Raw genomic sequence first — 24381 nt, 5'->3', positions numbered from 1 at the left:
ATCATGCGGGCACGACCGGCACCGCGTGCCAGATGTCGCGCATGTATCCCCGGATCGTCCGGTCGGACGAGAAGAACCCAGACCGCGCGATGTTCAGGGCCGCCATCCGGTCCCAGGCCGCATGATCGGCATAGGCCCGGTCCACCGCCCGCTGCGTCGCGAAATAGCTGTCGAAATCGGACGCGACCAGGAACGGGTCGTCGTTCCAGGTCCGGTCCAGCAGCGTGTAATAGCTGTCGGCCCGGCCGAACTGACCTTCGGCGATCAGCTGCAGGGCGATCTTCATGTCCTCGGACGCCTCGATCGCGGCGCGGGCATGGCCGGGGCGGGCCTTCTCGGCCGCGGCCTCCTCGGCGGTCAGGCCGAACAGGAAGAAGTTCTCGGGGCCCACATGCTCTCGGATCTCGACGTTGGCGCCGTCCAGCGTGCCGATGGTCAGCGCGCCGTTCATGGTGAACTTCATGTTGCCGGTGCCCGACGCCTCCTTGCCCGCGGTGCTGATCTGTTCGGACAGATCGGCGGCGGGGATCAGGTCCTCGGCCATCGAGACATTGTAGTTCGGCGGATAGGCGATCTGCAGGTATTTTGCCGTGACCGGGTCGTTGTTGATCTTGGCGGCCACGTCGTTGATCAGGTGGATCACCGACTTCGCCAGCCAGTATCCCGGCGCCGCCTTTCCGCCGAAGATCTTGACGCGGGGCGTCCAGTCGCCGTTCGGGCTGTCATGGATGCGCTTCCACAGGGCGATCGCCTCCAGCACGTTCAGCAGCTGGCGCTTGTATTCGTGGATGCGCTTGATTTGGACGTCGAAGATCGCGTCCGGGTCGGCCTTGACGCCCAGCCCTGCCAGCAACCCGTCGGACAGGGCGACCTTGTTGGCGCGCTTTGCGCCCCGCAGATGTTCCAGGAAGGTCGCGTCGCCGGCATGGGTTTCAAGTCCCGCCAGCTGGTCCAGGTCCTTGGTCCAGCCGGTGCCGATGGTGTCGTCCAGAAGCCGCGTCAGCGCCGGGTTCGACATGCGCAGCCAGCGGCGCGGCGTCACGCCGTTGGTCTGGTTCACGATCCGGTCGGGATGCAGCTTGTGCAGGTCGGCAAAGACCGTGTCCTTGACCAGATCGGTGTGCAGCGCGGACACGCCGTTCACGCGGCCCGCCATGATGAAGGCCAGCTCTCCCATGTGGACCTGGTCGCCATGCACGATGCCGATATGGGCGGGGCGGTTGGTGGTCTTGCGGTGATCCTCGTCGATCATCTGGATGATCTGCATGTGCCGAGGCAGCACGCGGCCCATCAGCCAGGTGGACCACCGCTCCAGCGCCTCGGGCAGCAGGGTGTGGTTGGTATAGTTCAGCGTCCGCCGCGCCAGGTCCTGCGCGCGGTCGAAGGCCAGGCCGTGCACGTCCATCAGCAGGCGGATCAGTTCGGGCCCGGCGATGGCGGGATGGGTGTCGTTCAGCTGGATCGCGACCTTGTCTGGCAGGATCTCAAGGTCGCCATGTTCGGCCAGGAACCGCGCCAGGATGTCCTGCAACGCGGCCGAGGTCAGGAAATATTCCTGCTTCAGGCGCAATTCCTTGCCCGATTCCGTGGTGTCGTCGGGATAAAGAACGCGCGACAGCGTGCGGGCCAGCGCCTCGGGTTCAGCCGCGGCCGTGTGATCGCCCGCGTTGAAGCGCTTGAGGTCCAGCAGCGTCGTCGGATGCGCCCCCCACAGCCGCAGCGTGTTGGCCCAGTCCCCGCCCCAGCCGATGACCGGCGTGTCATAGGCACGCGCCACGACGCTTTCGCCCGGATGCCAGACGGCATGGCCGTCGACCATGTCGACATGACCCTTGAACCCGATCTCGTAGCTGTAGTTGATGCGCACGAATTCCCACGGATGCGGCTGGTTCAGCCAATCCTCGGGGGTCTCGACCTGCTGGCCGCCCTCGAAGCGCTGGCGGAACAGGCCATGCTCATAGCGGATGCCATAGCCGAAGGCCGGGCAGGACAGCGACGACAGCGATTCCATGAAACACGCCGCCAAACGCCCCAACCCGCCGTTGCCCAAGGCCGCGTCGGGTTCGTCGTCCAGGATCACCTGCTCGTCCAGACCCAGCAGGGTCAGCGCCTCGCCCATGGCGGGCTCCAGGTTCAGGTTGATGATCGCATCGCCCAGGATGCGGCCGATCAGGAATTCCATCGACAGGTAATAGACCCGCTTCGCGCCCTGGTCGCGGGCGGCACGGATGGCGCCGACCCAGGGGCCGACCATCAGGTCGCGCACCGTATAGCTGACGGCAAGGCGCCAATCGAAAACGGTTGCGAATTCCGGGCCGCGGCCCTGGGTGTGGGTCAGGTGATGCAGGATCTGATCGCGCAGATCCTGTGCCGACAGGGATTGGGTCACATTCCGCCTCTTGCGCAGGGAAAAATCAGGACAACCAGACGCGGCCATAGGGTGGCAATGCCAGCATGTCGTCATGCAGCGTCACCGTCGCGTCCGACAGAATGTCGCGCATGTCCGTCACGCCTTGAAAGCGCAACCAGTCGCCGCTGACCTGTTGCCAGCTTTCCGTGAAGTTGAAAAGACACAGAATGCCGCCTTGGGGCGCGCGGCGTGCGAATGCCAGCAGCGCGGCGTTGCCGCAGTCCAGAATTTCGGTCGGATGCCCGCCATGCAGGCGGTCGCAGGACCGGCGCGCGGCCAGGATGGCGCGGGTGCCGTGCAGGACGCGGCCCTCGGGCGTGGCGGGGTCGGCGCTTGCGCGGGCGGCGCGGTCCCAGTCCATGGCGGGGCGGTTGATCCAGCGGCTGTCATGGGCATGCTCGGGCACGTCCAGATAGCCGTGATCATTCACCATCGCCAGTTCGTCCCCCATGTAGATCAGGGGGATGCCGCCGAAGGACGCGATCAGCGCATGGCCCAGCAGGATGCGGTCCACGGCCCGGTCGACCGCCAGCGGATCGCCCGCGGCCAGACCGGCCTCCAGCCCCGCCAGTGCGGCAAAGCTGCCGGCGATGCGCTTGTCGCCGGTTTCGGGGTTCTCCTGGAACAGCACGCCGCGGGCGAAGCTGCCCGGATAGCTGCCGTCATAGAAATCCGACAGGAAGGCGCGATGCGCCGCCCCCGACAGGCCCAAGGCGCCCGCGTCCTCGTCCGTGATCGCCCATCCGATGTCGTCATGACAGCGGATGTACGTTGCATAGGTCGCGTTCGTCAGCACGGGCGGGAAATGCGTGCGCAGCACATGCGTCATCAGCCGCGTGTCGCGCGTGGCCAGGGCCGACCAGTACTGGACCATCAGGCTGTTGTGATAGCACAGGTTCCCCTCGCGCCCGTCATGTTCGCCGCGCCCGAAATAGGTCAGCATCTCGGCCGGGCCGACGATGGCCTCCTCCAGATGGATCACCGCGCTGGCCGCGATCCGGGTGCAGGCGCGCAAAGCGCGCAGGATCAGATGGACTTCGGGCTGGGACTGGCAGGTGGTGCCCATGCGCTTCCACATGAAGGCCACCGCGTCGAGGCGCAGCACATCAACCCCCTTGTTGGCCAGGTTCAGCATGATCCGCACAATCTCTAGGAACACCCGCGGATTGGCCCAGTTCAGGTCCCATTGATGGGCGTTGAACGTGGTCCAGACCCATTTGCCGAATTCGGGGTGATGGGTGAAGCTGCCCGGCGCGGTCTCGGGAAAGATCTCGATCAGCGACGCCTCATAGGCGCGGGGCAGCGTGTCGTCGTCGAACATCAGGTACATGTCCTGGTATTCCGGATCGCCCGCCGCGGCGCGCCGCGCCCATTCGTGTTCCTGCGCGGTGTGGTTCAGCACCAGATCCACACACAGCGACATGCCCCGTTCGCGCAGGCTGCCCGCCAGCCGCGTCAGGTCGGCCATGCGCCCGAAGGCAGGGTTGATCTGGCGATAGTCCATCACCGAATAGCCGCCATCGCTGTCGCCCGGCCGCGGCATCAGGCAGGGCATCAGGTGGACATAGCTGATGCCCAGATCGCGCAGGTAATCCAGCCGGCCATGCACCCCGGACAGCGTCCCCGCAAAGCGGTCGATGTAGAAGACATAGCCCGCCATGCCAGACCGCTGGAACCAGTCGGGCTCCAGGTCGCGCATCAGGTCCAGGCGCTTCAGGTCGGCGGGACGCGCGGCCCAGCCCTCGCGCAGCGCGGCCTCCAGCTCGGCGCAGAAGGCGTCGTAATCGGGGCGATCGCCGTACAGGCGTTCCAGCATGGGCCACAGGTCGGGCGCGCTGCGCGCAAGGCGCATGTCGAAGATCGAGGGGGCTTGGGTCATGATACGCTCGGGGTGGTCAGCACGAAGGCCGCGACGCTGTCGGCGGCGATGGGTTCAAGGTCCTGGGCAGGCAGATCCGGGTCGTCGTCCCGCGCGCTGTCCAGGCGGCGGCGCCAGCGGCCGTCGGGCGCGTCGGGCAGGCGGACCTGCGCCTCGGGGCCGTTGTTGAAGACCAGGAACACCGCCCCCGGCAGGGCCGCATAGGCGGGCGTGCCGGATGCCATGCGCATCTCGGCCGCCAGCAGGCGGCGGTCGGGGTCGTTCCAGTCGTCGGGCGTCATCGGCGCGCCATCGGCCCGGCGCCAGAACAGGTCGGGCAGACCGTCCTGTTCGCGCGGCTGGCTGTGCAGGAACCGCTTCTGCCGCAGGATCGGATGCGCGCGCCGGAACGCGATGACGCGGCGCACGAAGTCCAGGAAGGCCGGGTCCGCGCCGTCCCAGTCGACCCAGCCCGTCGGGTTGTCTTGGGCATAGGCGTTGTTGTTGCCGCCTTGGCTGTTTCCCAGCTCGTCGCCCGCCAGCAGCATGGGCGTGCCTTGGGACAGCATCAGCGTGGCGATCAGGTTGCGGCGGCGGCGGTCGCGCGCGGCGGTGATTGCGGGATCGTCGGTCGGGCCTTCGGCGCCCATGTTGTCGGACAGGTTGTGGTTGTGGCCGTCGCGGTTCTCCTCGCCGTTGGCCTCGTTGTGCTTGTCGTTGAAGCTGACAGTGTCCATCAGCGTGAAGCCGTCATGGGCGGCCACGAAATTCACCGAACTGGTCGCGGGGCGACCGTCATGGTCGAACCGCGCGGCCGATCCCGCCACCCGCTTGGCCAGCTTGCCGATCAGGCCCTGATCGCCCCGCCAGAACCCGCGGATCTGGTCGCGATAGCGGTCGTTCCATTCGGCAAAAGGCGCCGGGTACGCGCCCAGCTGGTACCCGCCCGGCCCGATGTCCCAGGGTTCGGCGATCAGCTTGACCCGGTTCAGCACCGGGTCCTGGCGGATGGCACGGAACAGCGGCGCGTCGCGGTCGAACGCGCCGCGCGTGCGCCCCAGCACGGATGCCAGGTCGAAGCGGAACCCGTCCACATGCATCACCTCGACCCAGTATCGCAGCGAATCCATGACCAGCCGCAGCGTGAAGGGGCTGTCCAGGTTCAGCACGTTGCCGGTGCCCGCATCGTTCACATAGAACCGCCGATCCTCGGCCAAACGGTAATAGGACGCGTTGTCCAGCCCGCGGAACGACAGGGTCGGGCCCAGTTCGTTCCCTTCGGCGGTGTGGTTGTAGACGACGTCCAGGATCACCTCGATCCCGGCCTTGTGGAACCGTGCGACCATCTGCTGAAATTCGGCGATGTCGCCCGTCTGCATGTAGCGCGGTTCCGGCGCGAAGAACCCATAGGACATGTAGCCCCAGAAATTCGTCAGCTTCCTGTCGGTCAGAAAGCGGTCGTCGGCAAAGGCATGGACGGGCAACAGCTCGATCGCGGTAACGCCAAGCCGCGTCAGGTGATCCAGGACGGGTTCGGACGCCATCGCCAGATAGCTGCCGCGATGCCCGATATCGGTGCGCCCCGCGGTCAGTCCCTTGACATGCGCCTCATAGATCACCGTTTCCGACAGGGGCCGGTGCAGGGCACGGTCGTCGCCCCAGGCGAAGCTGGGGTCCACGACCACCGACTTCGGCATGTGCTGCGCGCTGTCGCGGCGGTCGAATGACAGGTCGGCATCGTGATGCCCGACCCGGTATCCCATCAACGCGTCATGCGCGGCGGGCCGTCCCGTCAGCCGCTTGGCATAGGGGTCGATCAACAGCTTGCGCGCGTTGAAGCGATGCCCCTCATGGGGGCGATAGGGGCCGTGCATCCGAAAGCCGTATTTCTGGCCGGGGCGCAGCCCCTCGACATGGCCGTGCCAGACATGGCCCTCGCGTTCGGGCAGATCGACCCGCGTCTCTCGGTTGCGTTCGTCGAACAGGCACAGCACGGCGCGTTCGGCATGCTGAGAGAACACCGCAAAGTTCACCCCCGCGCCGTCGAAGGTCGCACCCAGGGGCGTGGGGCGCCCTGCGGTCATCGCGATGGTCTGGGTCATGACGGATGGGTCAGCCTTGCATAGAGATCGGCATAGGCACGGGCCGACTGCCCCCACCCGACGGGATGGGCCATGGCGTTGGCCTGCATCTGGGACCAGGTGTCCCGGTCCGCGTAAAGGGTCGCCAGCCGCATCAGCGCCCCGCGCAGCGCCACCGCCGTGACGGGCGCGAACTGGATGCCCGTGGCCACGCCGCGCGCCAGCCCCGCGGGCGAGGCGTTGATGACCGTGTCGGCCAGCCCGCCGGTCAGCGCGACGACCGGGATGGTGCCATAGCGCAGTCCGTACATCTGCGTCAGCCCGCAGGGTTCGAACCGCGACGGCACCAGGATCGCGTCCCCCCCGGCGATCAACCGATGAGAGAACGCCTCGTCATAGCCGATGCGCACGGCCACGTGGGGGTCCGCCGCCGCCTGCCGGAACGCCTGTTCCAGGCCCGGATCGCCCGACCCCAGGACCGCCAGCTGACCGCCCGCCGCCATCAGCGCGGGCAGCGTCTCCAGCACCAGGTCCAAACCCTTCTGATGGGTCATCCGCGACACGATCACGCAAAGCGGCCCCTCCGCCTGCGGCAGGCCCAGCTCCGCCTGCAACGCGGCCTTGGCGGCGGCCTTGCCCGCCGGGTCCGTGAAGGACAGGATGGCCGGGTCGGTCGCGGGGTCCCAGGCCTGTTCGTCGATGCCGTTCAGGATGCCGGTCAGGGCGGCCTGCCGGTGGCGCATGACCCCGTCCAGCCCCATGCCGAATTCGGGCGTCATCAGTTCGTCCGCATAGCTGGGCGACACGGTCGTCAGCGCGTCCGCACCCATCAGCCCGGCCTTCAGCGCCGAGATGCCGCCCCAGAACTCGTACCCCTCGCTGTAGAACCGCGCGGGGTCCAGGCGCAGCGAATGCAGCCGCCCCGGATCGGTCGACCCGGTGAAGGCGATGTTGTGGATGGTCAGCACCGTCCGCACATCGGCCCCGCCCATGCGCGGCAGGTATTCGGTCATGAATCCCGCCTGCCAGTCGTGACCGTGCAGCACCTGGGGGCGCCAGCCGCCCGCGCCATGGGCCGCGACATGCGCGCCCACCCAGGACAGCGCGGCAAAGCGTTCCGGGTTGTCCGGCCAGTCGCGCCCGTCGGGGCCCAGATAGGGGTTGCCGGGGCGGCCATACAGATGGGGTGCGTCGATCACCAGCAGGTCCAGCCCCGCGCCCCGCCCCTGCAGCAGGACCGCGGGCCCGCCGAACAGGTCGTCGAAGGCATGGACGGCCTCGGCTTCCTGCAGCGCGGCCATCACCGCGGGATAGCCGGGGACCAGGCTGCGCATGTGGACGCCCACGCCCGCCAGGGCGGCGGGCAGCGCGCCCGTGACGTCGGCAAGCCCCCCGGTCTTGACCAGGGGGGCGATCTCGGAGGCGACCGACAGCACCCGCATCACAGGGATGCCGCCCTTCGGTCCAGCATGTCCTGGGTGATCAGGGTCACGCCGCCCTCGCTGACGCGGAACCAGCGGGCATCGGCCTCGGGGTCCTCTCCGACGATCAAGCCCTCGGGGATGACCACGCGGCTGTCGATCACGACGTTGCGCAGCCGGGCATGGCGGTTCACCGTCACGTAGGGCAGCACCACCGCGTGATCCAGGACCGCATAGCTGTTCGTGTGCACCTCGGTGAACAGCAGCGAATTGCGCACCTCGGTCCCCGAGATGATGCAGCCCCCGGACACCATCGACGACACGGCAAGGCCGCGGCGGTCGGTCTCGTCATGGATGAACTTGGCGGGCGGCACGCTTTCGGAATAGGTCCAGATCGGCCAGTCGCGGTCCCACAGGTTCAGGTCCGGGGTGAAGTCGGTCAGCGCGATGTTGGCCTGCCAGAAGGCGTCGACCGTGCCCACGTCCTTCCAATAGGCCGGCGCATGCGCCTCGCGCACGCAGGACGTGTCGAACCGATGCGCCATCGCCTTGCCGTTCTTGACGATGTCGGGGATCAAGTCGGTGCCGAAATCGTGGCTGGAATTGGGGTCCTGCGCATCGCGCAGCAGCAGGTCGCGCAAAAAGGCCCAGTTGAAGACATAGATGCCCATCGACGCCAGCGCCTTGTCCGGCTCGCCCGGCATGGCGGGCGGATCGGCGGGCTTCTCCAGGAAGGACACGATGCGGCCCGTGGCGTCCACGTCCATCACGCCAAAGGCCGTGGCCTCCATCCGGGGCACGGTCAGGCAGCCCACGGTGACGTCCGCGCCGCTTTCGACATGCTCGCGCAGCATGATCTCGTAGTCCATCTTGTAGATGTGGTCGCCCGCCAGGATGACGATGTAATCGACGTCGTAATCGTCCACGATGTCGATGTTCTGGGTGACCGCATCGGCCGTGCCGCGGTACCAATGGTCCTCGGACGTGCGCTGGCTGGCGGGCAGGATGTCCAGGAACTCGTTGCGTTCGGCCCGGAAGAAGTTCCAGCCGCGCTGGCAATGCCGGATCAGGCTGTGGGCCTTGTACTGCGTGGCGATGGCGATCTTGCGGATGCCGGAGTTCATCGCGTTCGACAGGGCAAAGTCGATGATGCGGGTCTTGCCGCCGAAATAGACGGCGGGCTTGACGCGCCGGTCGGTCAGCTCCTTCAGGCGACTGCCCCGGCCCCCCGCCAGCACGAATGCCATCGCCCGGCGCGTCAGCCGTTGCGTTTCCACCATGGTCCTCTCCTCCCTCATGATTTCAGCCTGCCGCCACGAAGATCACCACGGACAGGGGCGGCAGGGTCACAGCCATCGAAGCCGGCTGACCGTCCTGCGGTTCCCCGTCCGCCACGACGCCGCCCAGATTGCCCATGCCGCTGCCGCCATAGGCGGTGGCATCGGTGTTCACCGCCTCGCGCCAGCGCCCCGCCTGCGGCACGCCGATGCGGAAACCGGGACGCGGCACGGGGGTGAAGTTGCAGACCAACACCACCGGCGGATCGCCCGCATCGCCACGCCGGATCCAGGAATAGGTCGACTGCGCGGGATCGGTCGCGATCCACTGGAACCCCTCGGGCTCGGCATCCTTGACGTGCAGGGCGGGGGTGTCGCGGTAAAGGCCGTTCAGGTCGCGCACCAGCGCCTGCACGCCCTGGTGCATCGGCTGCCCGGCGGCGTGCCAGTTCAGCTCTCCGTTGTGGTTCCACTCCTCGGGCTGGCCGAACTCGCAGCCCATGAACAGCAGCTTTTTCCCCGGATGCCCCCACATGAAGCCGTAATAGGCGCGCAGGTTCGCGAACTGCTGCCATTCGTCGCCGGGCATCTTGTGCAGCAGGCTGCCCTTGCCGTGGACGACCTCGTCATGGCTGATCGGCAGGATGAAGTTCTCGGTGAACGCATACATCAGCCCGAAACTCATCAGGTCGTGGTGATAGCGGCGGTGGACCGGATCGCGGCTCATGTAGCGCAGGGTGTCGTTCATCCAGCCCATGTTCCACTTGAAGCCAAAGCCCAGCCCCCCCGCATCGACCGGGGCCGACACCTTGGGGAATGACGTGCTCTCCTCGGCCACGGTCATGATGCCGGGCTGTTCGCCGTAAGCCTCGATGTTCATGTTCTGAAGAAAGGCGATCGCCTCGTAATTCTCGCGCCCGCCATCCTTGTTCGGGACCCATTCGCCCGCCTTGCGCGAATAGTCGCGATAGAGCATCGAGGCCACCGCATCCACGCGCAGCCCGTCGACATGATATTCGTCCAGCCAATAGACCGCATTGGCCGTCAGGAAGTTCTGCACCTCGGTCCGGCCGTAATTGTAGATCAGCGTGTTCCAGTCCTGGTGGAACCCCTCGCGCGGGTCGGCATGTTCGTAAAGCTCGGTCCCGTCGAAGCGGGCCAGGCCATGCGCGTCGGTCGGGAAATGCCCCGGCACCCAGTCCAGCAGCACCCCCAACCCTGCCTGGTGCGCCGCATCGACCAGGTCGCGGAACTCATGCGGCGGGCCGAACCGGATCGTCGGCGCATAAAGGCCCACCGGCTGATAGCCCCATGACCCGTCAAACGGAAATTCGCTGACCGGCATCAGCTCCAGATGGGTGAAGCCCATGTCCTTGGCATAGGCCACCAGATCCCGCGCCATCTCCTGATAGGAGAGCGGCCGCCCGCCATCGTCGTACTTGCGCCGCCAGCTGCCCGGATGGACCTCATAGATGCTGATGGGGGCGCGGCGATCCTGCGCCCGCGCGCGCCGCGCCATCCATTCGGCGTCCTTCCAGCCATAGCCGGTGATGTCGCGCACCACGCTGGCCTTCTCGGGCGGATGCTGGCTGCCGAAACCCATCGGGTCGGCCTTCAGCATGACCCCGCCATGGGCGTCCAGGACCTCGTACTTGTAGAGGGTGCCCTCGCCCAGGTCGGGCAGGAAGATCTCCCAGAACCCCTGGCCCACGCGGCGCATCGGATGACGCCGGCCGTCCCACCCGTTGAACTGGCCCACGACCGACACCCGCCGCGCATTGGGCGCCCAGACCGCAAAGCGGGTCCCTGCGACGCCCTGATGGGTGGTCACATGCGCGCCCAGCGCCTGCCACAGCCGCTTGTGCGTGCCTTCGGCTAGCAGGTGCAGGTCCATCTCGCCCAGCACGGGCGCGAACCGATAGGGGTCGTCAAAGGTCCATTCGACGCCGCCGCCCGACCGGGCCTTCAGCCGATAGGGACCGGCCGGGATCGGGCCGGCGAACAGATCGCCCGCCACGCGCGGCAGATCCGTCTCTCCATCGGGCCCCACGGCCGACAGTGCGGCCAGGTCGGGGTGATAGACGGTCAGCCACTGACCGTCGCCGAACGGGCGCGGTCCCAGAATTGAAAACGGTTGCGAACATCGCCCCTGGGCCAGCAGGGCCTGATCTTCGGGGCTAACATGCGGAGAATTCTTGCTTTTGTCCATGCGGCCCACCTTAGCCCGATCACAGATTCGGGCAATCGTCTGGTTAACGCTAACACCTCCTTTTTGATCCCGCTATAGTCATCCGCGACGACAGGATTTTCCGGAAAGGTATCGATGATGGCGGAATGGTGGCGCGACGCGGTGATCTATCAGATCTATCCCCGCAGTTTTCAGGACAGTGACGGCGACGGCATCGGCGACCTGCCGGGCATCACGCGCCGGCTGGACCATGTGGCGGGCCTTGGTGTGGATGCGATCTGGCTGTCGCCCTTCTTCACCTCGCCGCAGAAGGACATGGGCTATGACGTGTCGGACTATACCGGCGTCGACCCGCTGTTCGGCAGCATGGCCGATTTCGACGCCATGGTCGCCCGCGCGCACGCCCTGGGCCTGAAGGTCATCATCGACCAGGTCATCAGCCATTCCAGCGACAAGCATCCCTGGTTCGACGAGAGCCGCCGCGACCGCACCAACCCCAAGGCCGACTGGTATGTCTGGGCCGACCCCAAGCCCGACGGCACCCCGCCCACGAACTGGCCCTCCGTCTTCGGCGGCCCGGCATGGGAATGGGAGCCGCGCCGGCGCCAGTACTACCTGCACAACTTCCTGATCGAGCAGCCCGACCTGAACATGTGGAACCCTGCGGTCCAGGACGCCCTGCTGGATACGATGCGTTTCTGGCTGGATCGCGGCGTCGACGGGTTCCGGCTGGACACGGTCAACTACTACTTCCACGACGCCAAGCTGCGCGACAACCCGCCCAATCCTGACCACAAGGGCCCCGAGACCTACGGCTTTCAGCGCCACATCCATTCCAAGAACCAGCGCGAGAACATCGCCTTCCTGGAACGCATGCGCGCGCTGACCGACGAATACGACGCCCGCATGATGGTCGGAGAGGTCGGCGACGGCGGCCAGACCGCCATCGACATCATGGGCGATTACACCCAGGGCGATGACCGCCTGCACATGTGCTACAGCTTCGAGATGCTCAGCCCCGACTTCACCGCGCGCCATTTCCGGCACACGATCGAGGGCGTGCACGATCATGCCCCCGACAGCCATTCCTGCTGGTCCTTCTCGAACCACGACGTGATCCGGCACGTGTCCCGTTGGGCCGACCATGCGCAATCCCCCGAGGCGCTGGCACGGCAGGCGGCGGCGATGCTGCTGTCCTTTCCCGGCACGATCTGCCTCTATCAGGGAGAGGAGCTGGGCCAGACCGAGACGACCCTGGTCTATGAGGAACTGACCGACCCCCCCGCCCTGCGCTTCTGGCCCGAGGTCAAGGGCCGCGACGGCTGCCGCACGCCGATGGTCTGGGACCAGAGCGAACCGCATGCGGGGTTCTCGGACGCGGCGCCCTGGCTGCCGGTCAAGGACGACCAGGCGGTCCGCGCCGTGGCGCATCAGCAGAACAGCAACGACAGCGTGCTGGCCGCCTATCGCGGCACGATCGCCTTCCGCAAGGCGTCCGATGCGCTGCGCTTCGGCAAGACCGCCTTCCTGGACATGCCCGAACCGATCCTGGCCTTCCGCCGCGACCATGACGGGCAGGCGCTGACGGCGGTGTTCAACCTGTCGCGCACGCCCCTGTCGGTGGCGGTCGCGGGCGATACCGACCTCAGCGGCCCGGTCAACGCCACGCTGGAGGGCGGCACGCTGCACCTGCCGGCGAACGGCTTCGCCTGGCTGACGGGTGTGCCGGCGCTGACCGCCTAAGATACGGGTGGCTGGGGCCTCAGGGCTCCGGCCGCCGCCACACGAACAGGGCCAGCCCCAGATAGATCCCCGCGGCCCCGAACAGCATGGCCCAGGCGGGACTGCCCGACCACAGCTCCACCCCCGCCCAGATCAGCGGCAGGATCACGCAGATCACCCGCACCCACAGCGGGCGAAAGAACGGCGCATCGGGATCGACCAGCTTCATGGCACACCTTCCAGGGGCTTGGGGGGGCGGGGGGTCCGGGGGGCTGGCCCCCCGGCCGTCGCGGGACGCACCAGGCCGCGCTGCCATGGCGGGTCCTCGGCAAAGGCCGCCGCGATGTGATCGACAAAGGCGCGTGTCTTGCGGGGCAGCGGCCGGATTGGCGGCCAGACCACGCTGATCGGCAGCGGGTCCTGCGCCAAGTCCGGCAGCACCTGCACCAGCCGCCCGTCGCGCAGCGCGTCATGAACGATGAACAGCGGAAGCAGCGCCAGGCCCAACCCGCCGATGGCCAGATCGCGCATCGCCTCGCCGTTGTTGGCCGACACCCGGCTTTGCCGGGGCGGCGCGACCTGGGCGCCAAAGGGCCAGATCTCGGCCAGCCGCGCGTTCAGGTATCCGATGACCTCGTGCCCCGCCAGATCGCCGGGCGCCCCGACCGCGCCGTGCTGCGCCAGGTAATCGGGACTGGCCACCAGGGCGCGCGGATCCTCGCACAGGCGGCGCGCCATCAGGCTGCTGTCCTTCAGATGCCCGATGCGCAGCCCCAGATCGAACCCCGCCCGCCCCAGGTCCATGTGCCGGTCATCGTAATCCAGCACGATCTCCAGCCCCGGATGGGCGCGCGCGAAACCCGCGATCACCGGGCCCAGGTGGCGGATGCCGAAACTCATCGGCGCTGCGATGGCCAGCCGCCCGCGCAGCGCGGCCTCGGGCGCGGCGGCGCTTTCGGTGGCGGCGACCAGTTCGGCCAGCGCCGGGCGCAACCGTTCGGCCAGGGACAGCGCGCTGTCGGTGGGCGCGATGCGCCCGGCATGCCGGGTGAACAGCGCGACGCCCAACGCGGCCTCGAAATCGGTGATCCGCTTGCTGACCACGGATTTCGACAGGTCCGACCGCGCCGCGGCACCCGAGATGCTGCCCGCATCCAGCACCGACAGAAAGGTTCGGATATCCGTGATCGTCCAGGTCATAGCGCACCCTAGCACGTCGCCGGTCGTTCGCAAGAACCGAACGCGGCGTTGCCGCGCGCATGGGTGCCGCGAACGCCCCGCCTGCGCCATATTCCCTTCAAGCAAGGAAAGGAGCCTGCCATGCAGCTGACCGGAATCCATCACCTGACGGCGATCACCGCCAATGCGCGGGGCAACAACCAGTTCTATACCCAGACCCTTGGCCTGCGCCGGGTCAAGAAGACCGTGAACCAGGACGACACCTCGGCCTATCACCTGTTCTTCGCGGACGGGGCGGGCAGCCCCGGCACCGACATCACCTTCTTCGACTGGCCCGCCGCGCCCGAACGCCGCGGCACGAACGCGATCACCCGGACGGGGCTGCGCGTGGGCGAGGACAGTATGGACTACTGGGCCGACCGTCTGTCGGGCCTGGCCAGCAAGATCACCACGCTGGACGGCCGCCCGACCCTGGATGTCGAGGACCCCGAGGGTCAGCGCCTGCGCCTGATCGCCGCCCCCACCCCGGCAGGCCAGCCCTGGGATCGCAGCGACGTGCCCGCCGAACACCAGATTCACGGGCTGGGGCCGATCACCATCTCGGTTCCCGAACTGGCCCCGACCCAAGCCGTGCTGACCCAGGTCATGAACATGCGCCTGGTGCGCGACTATGCCAGCCCCGATGGCCAGGGCCAGGTCCATGTCTTCGAGATGGGCGAGGGTGGTGCCGCGGCCGAACTGCATGTCGCGGTCCAGCCCGGCCTGCCGCAGGCGCGCCAGGGCGCGGGCGGGGTGCATCACGTGGCCTTCCGCGTGCCCGATACCGCTGCCCTGACCGCCTGGACCGACCGCGTGGCCCGGTTCCGCGTGCCCAGCAGCGGCGAGGTCGAGCGGTTCTATTTCCGGTCGTTGTATTTCCGCGAACCCGGCGGCAATCTGTTCGAACTGGCGACCGACGGGCCGGGCTTCGACGTGGACGAACCCTTCGAGACGATGGGCGAGAGCCTGTCCCTGCCCCCCTTCCTGGAGGGCAAGCGCCAGCAGATCGAGGCCGGGCTGAAACCCCTGGCCTGAACGCAAGGAGAGACGCGATGACCACGATCCTGGGACTTTCCGGCAGCCTGCGTCGGGCATCGCTGAATTCCGGCCTGCTTCGGGCGGCGGCGGATGCCGCCCCCGAGGGTGTGACGATCACCATCGGCGACATCGCGCAGGTGCCGCTCTATGACGGCGACCTGGAGGCCGCGTCGGGCATTCCCGCCGCGGTCACGACCCTGACCGACCAGCTGGCGGCCGCGGACGGGCTGCTGCTGGTCAGCCCTGAATACAACAACGGCGTGCCGGGCGTGCTGAAGAACGTCATCGACTGGATGTCGCGCGGCCAGGGCATGGCCATCTTCAAGGGCAAGCCCGTGGCCGTCATCGGCGCCTCTCCGGGCAATTTCGGAACCGCGCATGCGCAGTCGCACTGGCTGCCGGTGCTGCGGATGCTGGCCACCCGCCCTTGGTGGGAAGGACGGCTGATGGTGTCGCGCGCGGGCGATCTGTTCGACGACCAAGGCAACCTGACGGACGACAAGACCCGCGAAAGGCTGGTCGAATTCGTGGCGGGCTTTGCCGGCTCGATCGGCGGCGGCCGGTCATGACCGGCATCGCCCATGTCGCGCTGACCGTGCGCGACCTGCCCGGCATGGCGCGGTTCTATCAGACCGTGCTTGGGCTGGAGCCGATGGGCGCGGACGGGGCACAGCGCGATCTGGGCGCGGGCGGGCAGGTGCTGATCCGCCTGTCGGGCGATCCCGCCGCCATCCCGCGCGATCCGCGTGACGCAGGCCTGTTCCACACCGCCTTCCTGCTGCCCGACCGCGCGGCCCTGGGCCGTTGGCTGCGCCACGCCGCCGATACGGGCGTGCGGCTGACCGGCGCATCGGATCACGATGTCAGCGAGGCGCTGTATCTGGACGACCCCGAAGGCAACGGGATTGAGATCTATCGCGACCGGCCTGCCTCGGACTGGACCCGCGACGGCGACCGCGTGCGGATGGTCACCGAACGGCTGGACCTGAACGATCTTGCGGCCGCGGCGGACGGGCCCTGGCAGGACGCGCCCGCCGGGACCCAAATCGGCCATGTCCACCTGCAGGTCGGGGCGATGGACGCGGCCGATGACTTCATGCAGGGCACGCTTGGCCTGACGCGCACCCATGATGCGCCGGGCGGGGGCTGGTACGGCTGGAACGGCTATCACCACCATCTGGCCGCGAATGTCTGGAACAGCCGGGGGGCCGGTCCCCGCCCCGACGGCCGGACCGGGCTGGATCACGTCGCCTTGACCGGATTTCCGGAGAAATCGGCGGCCGTGGCGGACCCGTTCGGGAACCGGTTCGAATTTGTCTGAGTTATAGCGCCGTACACAGTCTGACCAGTGCGCCCCGCCTCCGGCCAAGACCGGAGGCGGGGCTTTTTCATGCCCCGGAACTGGCCATCCAGGCGCTGGCCGCGGCAAGGTCCTCGGGGGCGATCTCGTGTCCCGCCGCGATCGTGCGGGCGTCCAGATCGGCCCCGCTTGCGGCCAGCCAGTCGTTCAACGCCGGGGCGTAATGTCCATAGGGGTCGCGCGCCCCCTGCAGCGTCAGAACCCGGACCCCCGACAGATCGGCCCGTGGCGCCGGGTCCAGCACCAGCATCGGCCGGATCAGGATCGCCCGCGCGATCAGCCCCGGATGCAGAGCCATCACCGCCCCCGCAAAGTTTGCGCCGTTCGAATAGCCCAGCACCGTCAGCCGCGCGGGGTCGAGGCCATAGGCCGCCATCGCACCCTCCCAGAAGCCGGCAAAGGCCGCGGCTTCGGACCGGATGTCGTCCTGGTCAAAGCTGGCCATGGACAGGCGCCGGAAGAACCGGGCGACGCCCTCCTCGGTCGACCGGCCGCGCAGGCCCAGCAGGGTGGCGCGCGGCGCGATGCGATGCGCCAGCGGCATCAGGTCGGATTCCGATCCGCCGGTGCCGTGCAGCAGGAGGATCACCGACCCGTCTGCATCGTCAGGGGTGTGGATGCGGTGGATGAAGGGCAGATCGCGCATGGGGGTCCTTTCCTCGCCCGGGCGGGCGAATTGCGGCAGGCGCAGCCGCAGGTCGGTGTCGTCGGTCATGTGTGGCGGGACCTTCAGGGTCCGGCCGAGGTCGTCCTCGTCCACGGCCATGCCGGGACCGTCGGTCGCCAGTTCGATCAGGATGCCCGCAGGATCGCGGACATAGAGAGAGGTGAAGTACAGCCGATCATGGACCGTCACATCGGTCAGCGCGGCCCGGTGCTCGTCGATCGCCGCGACATCGGGCACGCGCAGGGCGACATGGTCGATCACCCCGGTTCCCGGAATGCCCGGCACGAACCCTGCCGTGTCGCGGATGTCGATCGCGTCGCGGTTTGATGCCAGGCGCGTCACGCCGCCTTCGATGCCTTGGGGGGCATAGCCGAAGCGTGCCAGGAACGCCGCCGTGGCCGGGGCGTCCTGCGACCACAGGGTTACGCCCTGCAGGCGGGCGGGGGCCGCGGGCCAGCCGGTATCGGGGATGTCCCCGCCCACCAGCTTGACGATGATCCCGTCTGGGTCGCGCAGGCGCAGGACCGGCGCACCGAATTCGCGGACCGGCCCCTCGACGCGCAAGCCGCGCTGCATGGCGCGGGTCAGCCAGTCGCCGATCCGCGCGCGGGGGATGGCCAAGGCGATCTCGGCCACCTGTCCGTGTCCCACGCGACCGGGCGCGCCGTCCTGCCAGACCAGGAAGCTGACCAGCGACCCGGGCGCGCCCGTGGCATCGCCATAGAACAGGTGCAGCTGTTCGGCATCCTCGAACCCCGCGGTCTGCTTGACCAGCGACAGGCCCAGAAAGCCCATCCAGAAATCGACATTGGCCTGCACGTCGCGCGTGATGGCCGTCACGTGATGAAGTCCCGTCATGGCGACCTCCTTTCAGGATCCAACATGCCCGTGGCGGTCGTTCGGCGCCACGGGGGTCGTACGCAACCCAGCGTTCGCACGAACCGAACGCCTGCACGCTTGCCCGATGGCCCGCAAACCCCCACCCTTGGGAACAGCACAGGAGAGAACGCCATGAGCTGGAACCCCGCCCTGACCCCCGGATGCCCCGACGCCGTCGGCGCCGATGCCATCGAGACGCTGATCATCCCCCGCGCCCGCGACCTGGGCGGGTTCGAGGTGCGCCGCGCCCTGCCCGCCCCCAAACGCCAGATGGTGGGGCCGTTCATCTTCTTCGACCAGATGGGCCCGGCGGAATTCCTGACCGACCAGGGCATCGACGTGCGCCCGCACCCCCATATCGGGCTGGGCACGGTCACCTATCTGTATCGTGGCAGCTTTCAGCATCAGGACAGCACCGGCGCGGATCAGATCATCACGCCCGGCGCGCTGAACTGGATGGTCGCAGGCCGTGGCGTGACCCATTCCGAACGCAGCCCCGAGGCCGTGCGCGCCGGGCCCAGCAGCCTGCTGGGGATCCAGACCTGGATCGCCCTGCCGGAGACGCATGAGGACATCGTCCCCAGCTTCGAACATCACGCGGCGGACGCCCTGCCCGAGATCCGCGACCAGGGGATCGAGGCGCGACTGATCCTGGGCCGCGCCTATGGCGAGACAGCGCCCGCGACGATGCATTCCGACACGTTCTATCTGGACGTGACGCTTGCCGCCCGCGCCCGCTTTCCCCTGCCCGTCGATCACGAGGATCGAGGGATCTACATCACCGAGGGCAGCGTCAGCATCGCCGGGCAGGAGTTCCAGGCCGGGCAGATGATGGTGTTCCGCCCCGGCGACGCGATCACGGTGGCGGCGGGCGACCGGGGCGCACGGCTGATGGCGCTTGGCGGTGCCACGCTGAACGGGCCGCGCCACATCTGGTGGAACTTCGTCGCGTCGTCGCGCGAACGGATCGAGGCCGCGAAACAGGAATGGCGCGAGGCGCGTTGGGGGCAAGGACGGTTCGACCTGCCGCCGGGCGACCGCGACGAACACATCCCCTTGCCGTGACGGAGAGACCCATGCCCAAGACCCCCCACGAGGTGCTGGAGTTCTGGTTTTCGGACCAGATGCGCCCCTATTGGTTCGCCAAGTCGGACGACATCGACCGCGACATCGCCGCCCGTTTCAGCGACACCTACGAGGCCGCGCATGCCGGGCGGCTGGACGACTGGATGGACGCGCCCGACAGCGCGCTGGCTCTGGTGATCGTGCTGGACCAGTTCCCGCGCAATATCTATCGCGGCGGGCCGCGCAGCTTCGAATCGAACGACCTGGCGCTGCGCCACGCGCGGACCGCGCTTGACATGGGCCATGACGTGGGCCAGGCCCCCGACCGGCGGCAGTTCTTCTATCTGCCGTTCATGCACAGCGAGGATCTGGCCGACCAGACCCGGTCGGTGGCGCTGTACGAAGACCTGGGCAACGACCATTCGCTGCATTTCGCGCGCGAGCATCGCGACATCGTCGAACGCTTCGGCCGCTTTCCGCATCGCAACGCGATCCTGGGCCGCGACAGCACCCCCGAGGAGGCGGAGTTCCTGAAGACGCATAGCGGCTTCTGATCTTGCCGACGCGGCGCGCGCGTCCTAGCCTGCGCCGCATGGACAGCCTGCCCTGCTTTTACGCACCCGACACCGCCGCCCACGATCCCCGGTTCTGGATGCTGCGCGGGGTGCCGATGGCGAACAAGGAAACCGCCGAACGTGCGGACCGCCTGCTGGCGGGCATCGCCGCCGCGGGGTTGACCGCGACCGATCCGCCGGTGGCCGACCGCGCCCCCATGCACGCGGTTCACACGGCGCGCTATCTGCAATTTCTGGAAACCGCATGGGACGAATGGCAGACGGCCCCCGGCGCGGGGGCCGAGGTCGTGGCCAACCTGCATCCGCAGAAGGCCGACCAGACCTATCCGTCGGGGATCACCGGGCGGGCGGGCTGGCACATGGCCGATACCGGCTGTCCGCTTGGGCAGCACACCTACGCGGCGGCGCTGCGCGGGGTGGACACCGCGCTGGCGGCCACCCGCGCGGTGCTGGACGGTGCGGGCGCGGCCTATGCGCTGTGCCGCCCGCCGGGGCACCATGCCGATGCAGACACCGCGGCGGGGCACTGTTTCCTGAACAATTCCGCCATCGCCGCGCAGGCCCTGCGCGCGGCGCATGACCGGGTCGCCATCCTGGACATCGATGTCCATCACGGCAACGGCACGCAGCAGATCTTTTTTGACCGTGCCGACGTGCTGACCGTGTCCGTTCATGCCGATCCGGACGCGTTCTACCCCTTCTATCTGGGCCATGTGCATGAGGTGGGGCCGGCCGGCACCAACCTGAACCTGCCGCTGCCCCTGGGATCGGACGATGCCGTCTGGCTGGACGCCATCGACCGCGCGCTGGACCGCATCGCGGATTTCGCGCCGGGGGCGCTTGTCCTGGCCCTGGGGCTGGACGCGCACGAGAACGACCCGTTTCGCGGGCTGCGCGTCACCACCCCGGGTTTCGCCCGCGCCGCCGCCCGCATCCGCGCCGCGGGCCTGCCCACCGTCATCGTCCAGGAGGGCGGCTATCTGTCCGAGGATCTGACGCACAACCTTGCCAGCTTTCTGCGGGGCTGGATCGGCACCGCCTGAGCGTTCTATAGCGGTCCGGGAACGGGGGACCCTCATGCGCATCTGCATCATCAACACGGGCGGCACGATCAGCAGCACGGGCCAGCCGCTGGCCCCCATGGCGGCGGACCGCTTTGCCCGCGGCGCGAACGATCTGCTGGGGCCGGCGCTGGCGGCGGCCCTGCCGGGGGACGCGCTGCATTTCGACATGGGACTGCGGTTTTCGGATGACGGGCCCGGAACGCTGGACAGCACCGACCTGCGCCCGTCCGACTGGTGCCGGATCGCGCGGCGGGTGCTGGACCTCTATGCCGACCACGACGCCTTCGTAATCCTGCACGGCACCGACACGATGGATTACACCGGCGCGGCGCTGCCCCTGCTGCTGAACGTGTTCGACGATCTGGGGCTGGCCCGCGCGGCGCTGTCCAAGCCGGTGATCCTGACGGGCGCACAGCTGCCGCTGTTCACCGACACCCCCGCCGGGCTGGTCCTGAACGCGGGCAGCGATGCGCTGGCCAACCTGACCGGCGCACTGTCCTGCGCCCGCCTGCGCCTGCCCGAGGTCGCGATCTTCTTCGACGGACGCCTGCTGCGCGGGTGCCGCGCACTCAAGGTGTCGACGACACGCTTCGCGGCTTTCGACAGCCCGCATCTGGCGCCCCTGGCGGAACGCGGCATCGGCATCCGCCGGGGCACGGTCGCGCCCCTGCCCGGCCCCGCCGCCCCCGACCTTGCGCTGGACGCGCCCGCGGCCCATGCGCAGGCGATGGCCCAGCTGGACGCGGTGCAGGCCTGCATCGACGATCAGCGCGCGGTGCAGATCACGGCCGTGCCCGCCGATCACCGCACCGCCGCCCCGATGCTAGCGCAGCAGGTGCGCGCGGCGCTGGACCAGGGCGCGACCGGCCTAGTGCTGGAAGGGTTCGGCCCCGGCAATGTCCCCGCAGGAGATGGCGCGATGGCCCAGGTGCTGGCGGATGCGGACATGCCCGTGCTGATCGCCAGCCGGGTGATCGGCGGGCAGGTCGGCGCGTTCGATTACGCCGCCGGGGCCTGGATCGCGGCGACAGGCGCCGTCGCGGGGGGCGACATGACGCCCGTCGCGGCGCTGGCCAAGATGGTGGTCCTGACCGCGGCGGCGCCCCATCACGGGTGGGACCGCGCCACGCTGGCCGCCCTGCTGGCGCGCGGGCTGACCGGGGAATGTGCGCCCACCGACCGGATGGACGGCCCGCTGTGGCCCGGACAGGTGCTGACCTGCGGCCCCGTGCGGCTGGAGAACGACCCCGATGCCGGGCCGCGGCTGATGCGGGGCGGCGCGGTCCTGTGGCAAGCGCCGGGGCCGGGCGTGCTGCGGATGCAGGGCGACCGGCTGGCGCTGATCGGTCACGACGGGGCGGTGCTGTGGTCCGGCCCTCTCGCCCCCGGCGCGGTGGCGATCCTGTCGGACGATCCTCCGGCGCTGCGCATGATCGACCCCGCCCATCGCGCCGCCCCCGTCACCGCGCTTGCGGGCTGACACCCGCCCGCGCTAGCAAGCCCCAGCAAGGAGACCCCGATGCCGCTGATCCATGTCCTGAACGGTCCGAACCTGAACCTGCTGGGCCAGCGCCAGCCCGAGGTCTATGGCCACGAGACGCTGGCCGATCTCGAGGCGCTGTGCCGCAAGGCCGCCGCCCCGCATGACATCCGCTTCCTGCAGTCGAACTGGGAAGGCCAGATCGTCGACTGGATCCACGAAGCCCGGCTGGAAGCCGCGGCCATCGTCATCAACCCGGCGGCACTGACCCATACCTCGGTCGCGGTGCTGGATGCGCTGAACGCCTTCGACGGCCCGGTGATCGAGGTCCATATCAGCCAGGTCCACAAACGCGAGGCGTTCCGCCACCATTCGTTCGTGTCAAAGCGCGCCGACGGGGTGATCGCGGGGCTGGGGCTGAACGGCTATGCCGCAGCCCTGCGCCACGTGGCGGGCCTGATCGGCTGAGACGAAAAGACCGCCGGACCTGGCCGCAGGGAGGAGGGGGGCGGCAGGACCGGCGGCTTTCCGAAGTGTCCGTGGCCGGACCGGGAGGAGGACGCCACGAAGCATCTGCTTCATAGGTCCACCATGCGCCGGACCCGCGCTCCTGTCACCGAAGGCCGCGCCGCTCGGTCAACCGGGACGTGCGCTGCCACGGGACCGGGCGCAATTTAAGGGTATTGCCCGATCCTTAGGCACACCCCGCGCGAATCACCGCACCGTCAGCGCCTCCAGATAGGTGCGCGACCACCAGGCGACATCGTGGTCCACTACACCTTCCAGCAGGGCGGCATGGCGGTCGCGGCGTTCGGCTTGCGACATCCGCATCGCCTGGGCCATCGCGACGGCCAGATCATGCGGGTCGTGGGGGTTGATGATCAGCGCCTCGGCCATGGTCTCTGCGGCCCCGGCAAAGCGCGACAGGATCAGCACGCCCGGATCGTCGGGGTTCTGGGCGGCGACGTATTCCTTGGCGACCAGGTTCATCCCGTCGGCCAGCGGCGTGACCAACCCGATGCGCGCCTGCCGGTACAGCCCCGCCAGAACGGGACGCGGGAACGGCCGGTGAATGAACCGGATCGGCGTCCAGTTCAGCGTCGCGAATTGGCCGTTGATGCGTCCGGCCAGGTGTTCGGTCTCCTCCCGGATGTCCTGATAGGCTTCGACCTCGCCCCGCGTCGGGGGCGCGATCTGCAGGAACGAGATCTTCTCATGCAGGTCGGGGATCTTTTCCAGCAGCAGCTGATAGGCCCGGAACCGCTGCGGGATGCCCTTGGAATAATCCAGCCGGTCGACGCCGATCATCATCTTGGCCCCGGTCAACAGGCGCATACGGTCGCTGTCGGGGGCGTCTGCCGCCTCGGTGATGAAGGCCGCGGCGTCGATGCCGATCGGAAAGACCTGCGTGCGGACCATGCGTCCCGACAGCCGGAAGCGGTCCGGCGCGACCTGATCGCCGTCCGCCAGCTGGCGCGCGCTTTCGGCAAAGGCGCCAAGGTCGCGTTCGGCCTGGAACCCCAGCAGATCGTAGTGGGACAGCCAGTCGAACAGCTGCGCGGGGTTGGGCAGGGCCGCGCAATCGGCCGGACCCGGAAACGGGATGTGCAGGAAATGGCCGATCGGGTTTTCCACCCCCAGGGCGCGCAGTTCGGCGGCCAGCGGGAACAGGTGATAATCCTGCACCCAGATCCGGTCATCGGGGCGCAGGACCGGCAGCAGCATCCGCGCGATGCGCTGGTTCACCCGTGCATATCCATCCAGGTATTCGGGCCGGATGCGCATCAGGTTGGGGCGCCCATGGCACAGCGGCCACAGGATGGAGTTGGAATAGCCCAGATAGTATTCGTCATGCTCTTGCGGGGTCAGGTCAAAGGACAGCCGCTGGAACGCCGCGCCCGGATGGTCCTGCAGGTCGGGCGCGGGATCGTCCGTCACCTCGCCCGAGAAACCCACCCACACCCCGCCGGAACTGCGCAGCGCATCCTCCAGCGCCACCACCAGCCCGCCCGAGGGATCGTCCCCCAGCGGCAGGCGGTTCGAGACGACGATCAGGCGCGGTTCGGTGGACATGGGCA

At 68.4% G+C, this 24381-nt stretch carries 19 protein-coding genes; 9 read left to right on the top strand and 10 right to left on the bottom strand.

Features of this window, described 5'->3' with window-relative positions; translation table 11 throughout:
* Position 1: 1 nt before the first annotated feature.
* From PRL19_RS05530 to glgB, 6 genes are read right to left on the bottom strand one after another with little or no spacing between them, the layout of a single operon-like run.
* Positions 2–2437, bottom strand: a complete 2436-nt coding sequence (locus PRL19_RS05530) for a glycogen/starch/alpha-glucan phosphorylase (protein ID WP_420704413.1) — start codon at positions 2435–2437, stop codon at positions 2–4.
* Positions 2415–4289 carry an amylosucrase gene (locus PRL19_RS05525; RefSeq protein ID WP_273744159.1) on the bottom strand — a complete coding sequence of 625 codons (1875 nt, stop codon included), beginning with the start codon at positions 4287–4289 and terminating at the stop codon, positions 2415–2417. Before PRL19_RS05525 ends, PRL19_RS05530 begins: the two co-directional genes overlap by 23 nt.
* Entirely contained in the window at positions 4286–6370 is a 2085-nt protein-coding gene (glgX, locus tag PRL19_RS05520; protein WP_273744158.1) for a glycogen debranching protein GlgX, read from the bottom strand. The genes PRL19_RS05525 and glgX overlap by 4 nt, the downstream gene beginning before the upstream one ends.
* Positions 6367–7791, bottom strand: coding sequence for a glycogen synthase GlgA (gene glgA / locus PRL19_RS05515; RefSeq protein ID WP_420704412.1), 1425 nt, complete (start codon positions 7789–7791; stop codon positions 6367–6369). Before glgA ends, glgX begins: the two co-directional genes overlap by 4 nt.
* Entirely contained in the window at positions 7791–9050 is a 1260-nt protein-coding gene (glgC, locus tag PRL19_RS05510; protein WP_148911153.1) for a glucose-1-phosphate adenylyltransferase, read from the bottom strand. The genes glgA and glgC overlap by 1 nt, the downstream gene beginning before the upstream one ends.
* A 22-nt stretch (positions 9051–9072) precedes the next feature.
* Positions 9073–11256 carry a 1,4-alpha-glucan branching protein GlgB gene (glgB, locus tag PRL19_RS05505; RefSeq protein ID WP_273744156.1) on the bottom strand — a complete coding sequence of 728 codons (2184 nt, stop codon included), beginning with the start codon at positions 11254–11256 and terminating at the stop codon, positions 9073–9075.
* A 117-nt stretch (positions 11257–11373) separates the two neighbouring features.
* Here glgB and PRL19_RS05500 point away from each other — a divergent pair, with 117 nt between their 5' ends.
* Positions 11374–12978, top strand: coding sequence for an alpha-glucosidase (locus tag PRL19_RS05500; protein WP_273744463.1), 1605 nt, complete (start codon positions 11374–11376; stop codon positions 12976–12978).
* A gap of 19 nt (positions 12979–12997) precedes the next feature.
* Here the strand turns inward: PRL19_RS05500 and PRL19_RS05495 are convergent, their stop codons facing one another.
* A complete protein-coding gene (locus PRL19_RS05495; RefSeq protein ID WP_046000653.1) occupies positions 12998–13186 on the bottom strand; it encodes a hypothetical protein in 189 nt (62 codons plus the stop codon).
* Complete coding sequence (locus PRL19_RS05490) at positions 13183–14157, bottom strand: LysR family transcriptional regulator (protein WP_127897656.1); 975 nt, start codon at positions 14155–14157, stop codon at positions 13183–13185. Before PRL19_RS05490 ends, PRL19_RS05495 begins: the two co-directional genes overlap by 4 nt.
* 120 nt (positions 14158–14277) lie before the next feature.
* Between PRL19_RS05490 and PRL19_RS05485 the strand changes: the two genes are divergently transcribed.
* The 3 genes from PRL19_RS05485 to PRL19_RS05475 are packed head-to-tail and all read left to right on the top strand — an operon-like array spanning position 14278 to position 16534.
* Positions 14278–15210, top strand: coding sequence for a ring-cleaving dioxygenase (locus PRL19_RS05485; protein WP_273744155.1), 933 nt, complete (start codon positions 14278–14280; stop codon positions 15208–15210).
* 17 nt (positions 15211–15227) lie between these two features.
* Positions 15228–15782 carry an NADPH-dependent FMN reductase gene (locus tag PRL19_RS05480; RefSeq protein ID WP_252929620.1) on the top strand — a complete coding sequence of 185 codons (555 nt, stop codon included), beginning with the start codon at positions 15228–15230 and terminating at the stop codon, positions 15780–15782.
* A complete protein-coding gene (locus PRL19_RS05475; RefSeq protein ID WP_273744154.1) occupies positions 15779–16534 on the top strand; it encodes a VOC family protein in 756 nt (251 codons plus the stop codon). The genes PRL19_RS05480 and PRL19_RS05475 overlap by 4 nt, the downstream gene beginning before the upstream one ends.
* A 67-nt stretch (positions 16535–16601) precedes the next feature.
* Here PRL19_RS05475 and PRL19_RS05470 read toward each other — a convergent pair whose 3' ends face one another.
* A complete protein-coding gene (locus tag PRL19_RS05470) occupies positions 16602–18098 on the bottom strand; it encodes a VOC family protein (protein WP_273744153.1) in 1497 nt (498 codons plus the stop codon).
* Between the two features lie 153 nt (positions 18099–18251).
* Between PRL19_RS05470 and PRL19_RS05465 the strand changes: the two genes are divergently transcribed.
* From PRL19_RS05465 to aroQ, 5 genes are read left to right on the top strand one after another with little or no spacing between them, the layout of a single operon-like run.
* Complete coding sequence (locus PRL19_RS05465) at positions 18252–19184, top strand: pirin family protein (RefSeq protein ID WP_273744152.1); 933 nt, start codon at positions 18252–18254, stop codon at positions 19182–19184.
* A gap of 11 nt (positions 19185–19195) precedes the next feature.
* A complete protein-coding gene (locus PRL19_RS05460) occupies positions 19196–19738 on the top strand; it encodes a DUF924 family protein (protein ID WP_127897650.1) in 543 nt (180 codons plus the stop codon).
* Between the two features lie 2 nt (positions 19739–19740).
* The gene (locus tag PRL19_RS05455; RefSeq protein ID WP_337960270.1) at positions 19741–20802 is read left to right on the top strand and encodes a histone deacetylase family protein; all 1062 of its coding nucleotides are present in this window, start codon (positions 19741–19743) and stop codon (positions 20800–20802) included.
* Positions 20803–20836: 34 nt separating this feature from the next.
* The gene (locus PRL19_RS05450; protein WP_273744151.1) at positions 20837–22303 is read left to right on the top strand and encodes an asparaginase domain-containing protein; all 1467 of its coding nucleotides are present in this window, start codon (positions 20837–20839) and stop codon (positions 22301–22303) included.
* Between the two features lie 39 nt (positions 22304–22342).
* On the top strand, positions 22343–22771 hold the full coding sequence (gene aroQ / locus PRL19_RS05445; protein WP_042250123.1) for a type II 3-dehydroquinate dehydratase: 429 nt from the start codon (positions 22343–22345) through the stop codon (positions 22769–22771).
* Positions 22772–23017: 246 nt separating this feature from the next.
* Here the strand turns inward: aroQ and PRL19_RS05440 are convergent, their stop codons facing one another.
* Entirely contained in the window at positions 23018–24376 is a 1359-nt protein-coding gene (locus PRL19_RS05440; RefSeq protein WP_273744150.1) for an alpha,alpha-trehalose-phosphate synthase (UDP-forming), read from the bottom strand.
* Between the last annotated feature and the right edge of the window lie 5 nt (positions 24377–24381).

Origin of the sequence: Paracoccus marcusii, from assembly GCF_028621715.1 — a bacterium.
GTDB lineage: Bacteria > Pseudomonadota > Alphaproteobacteria > Rhodobacterales > Rhodobacteraceae > Paracoccus > Paracoccus marcusii.
Note: the sequence above shows the minus strand (reverse complement) of the source record. Positions and strands in the feature narration are given on the sequence as shown.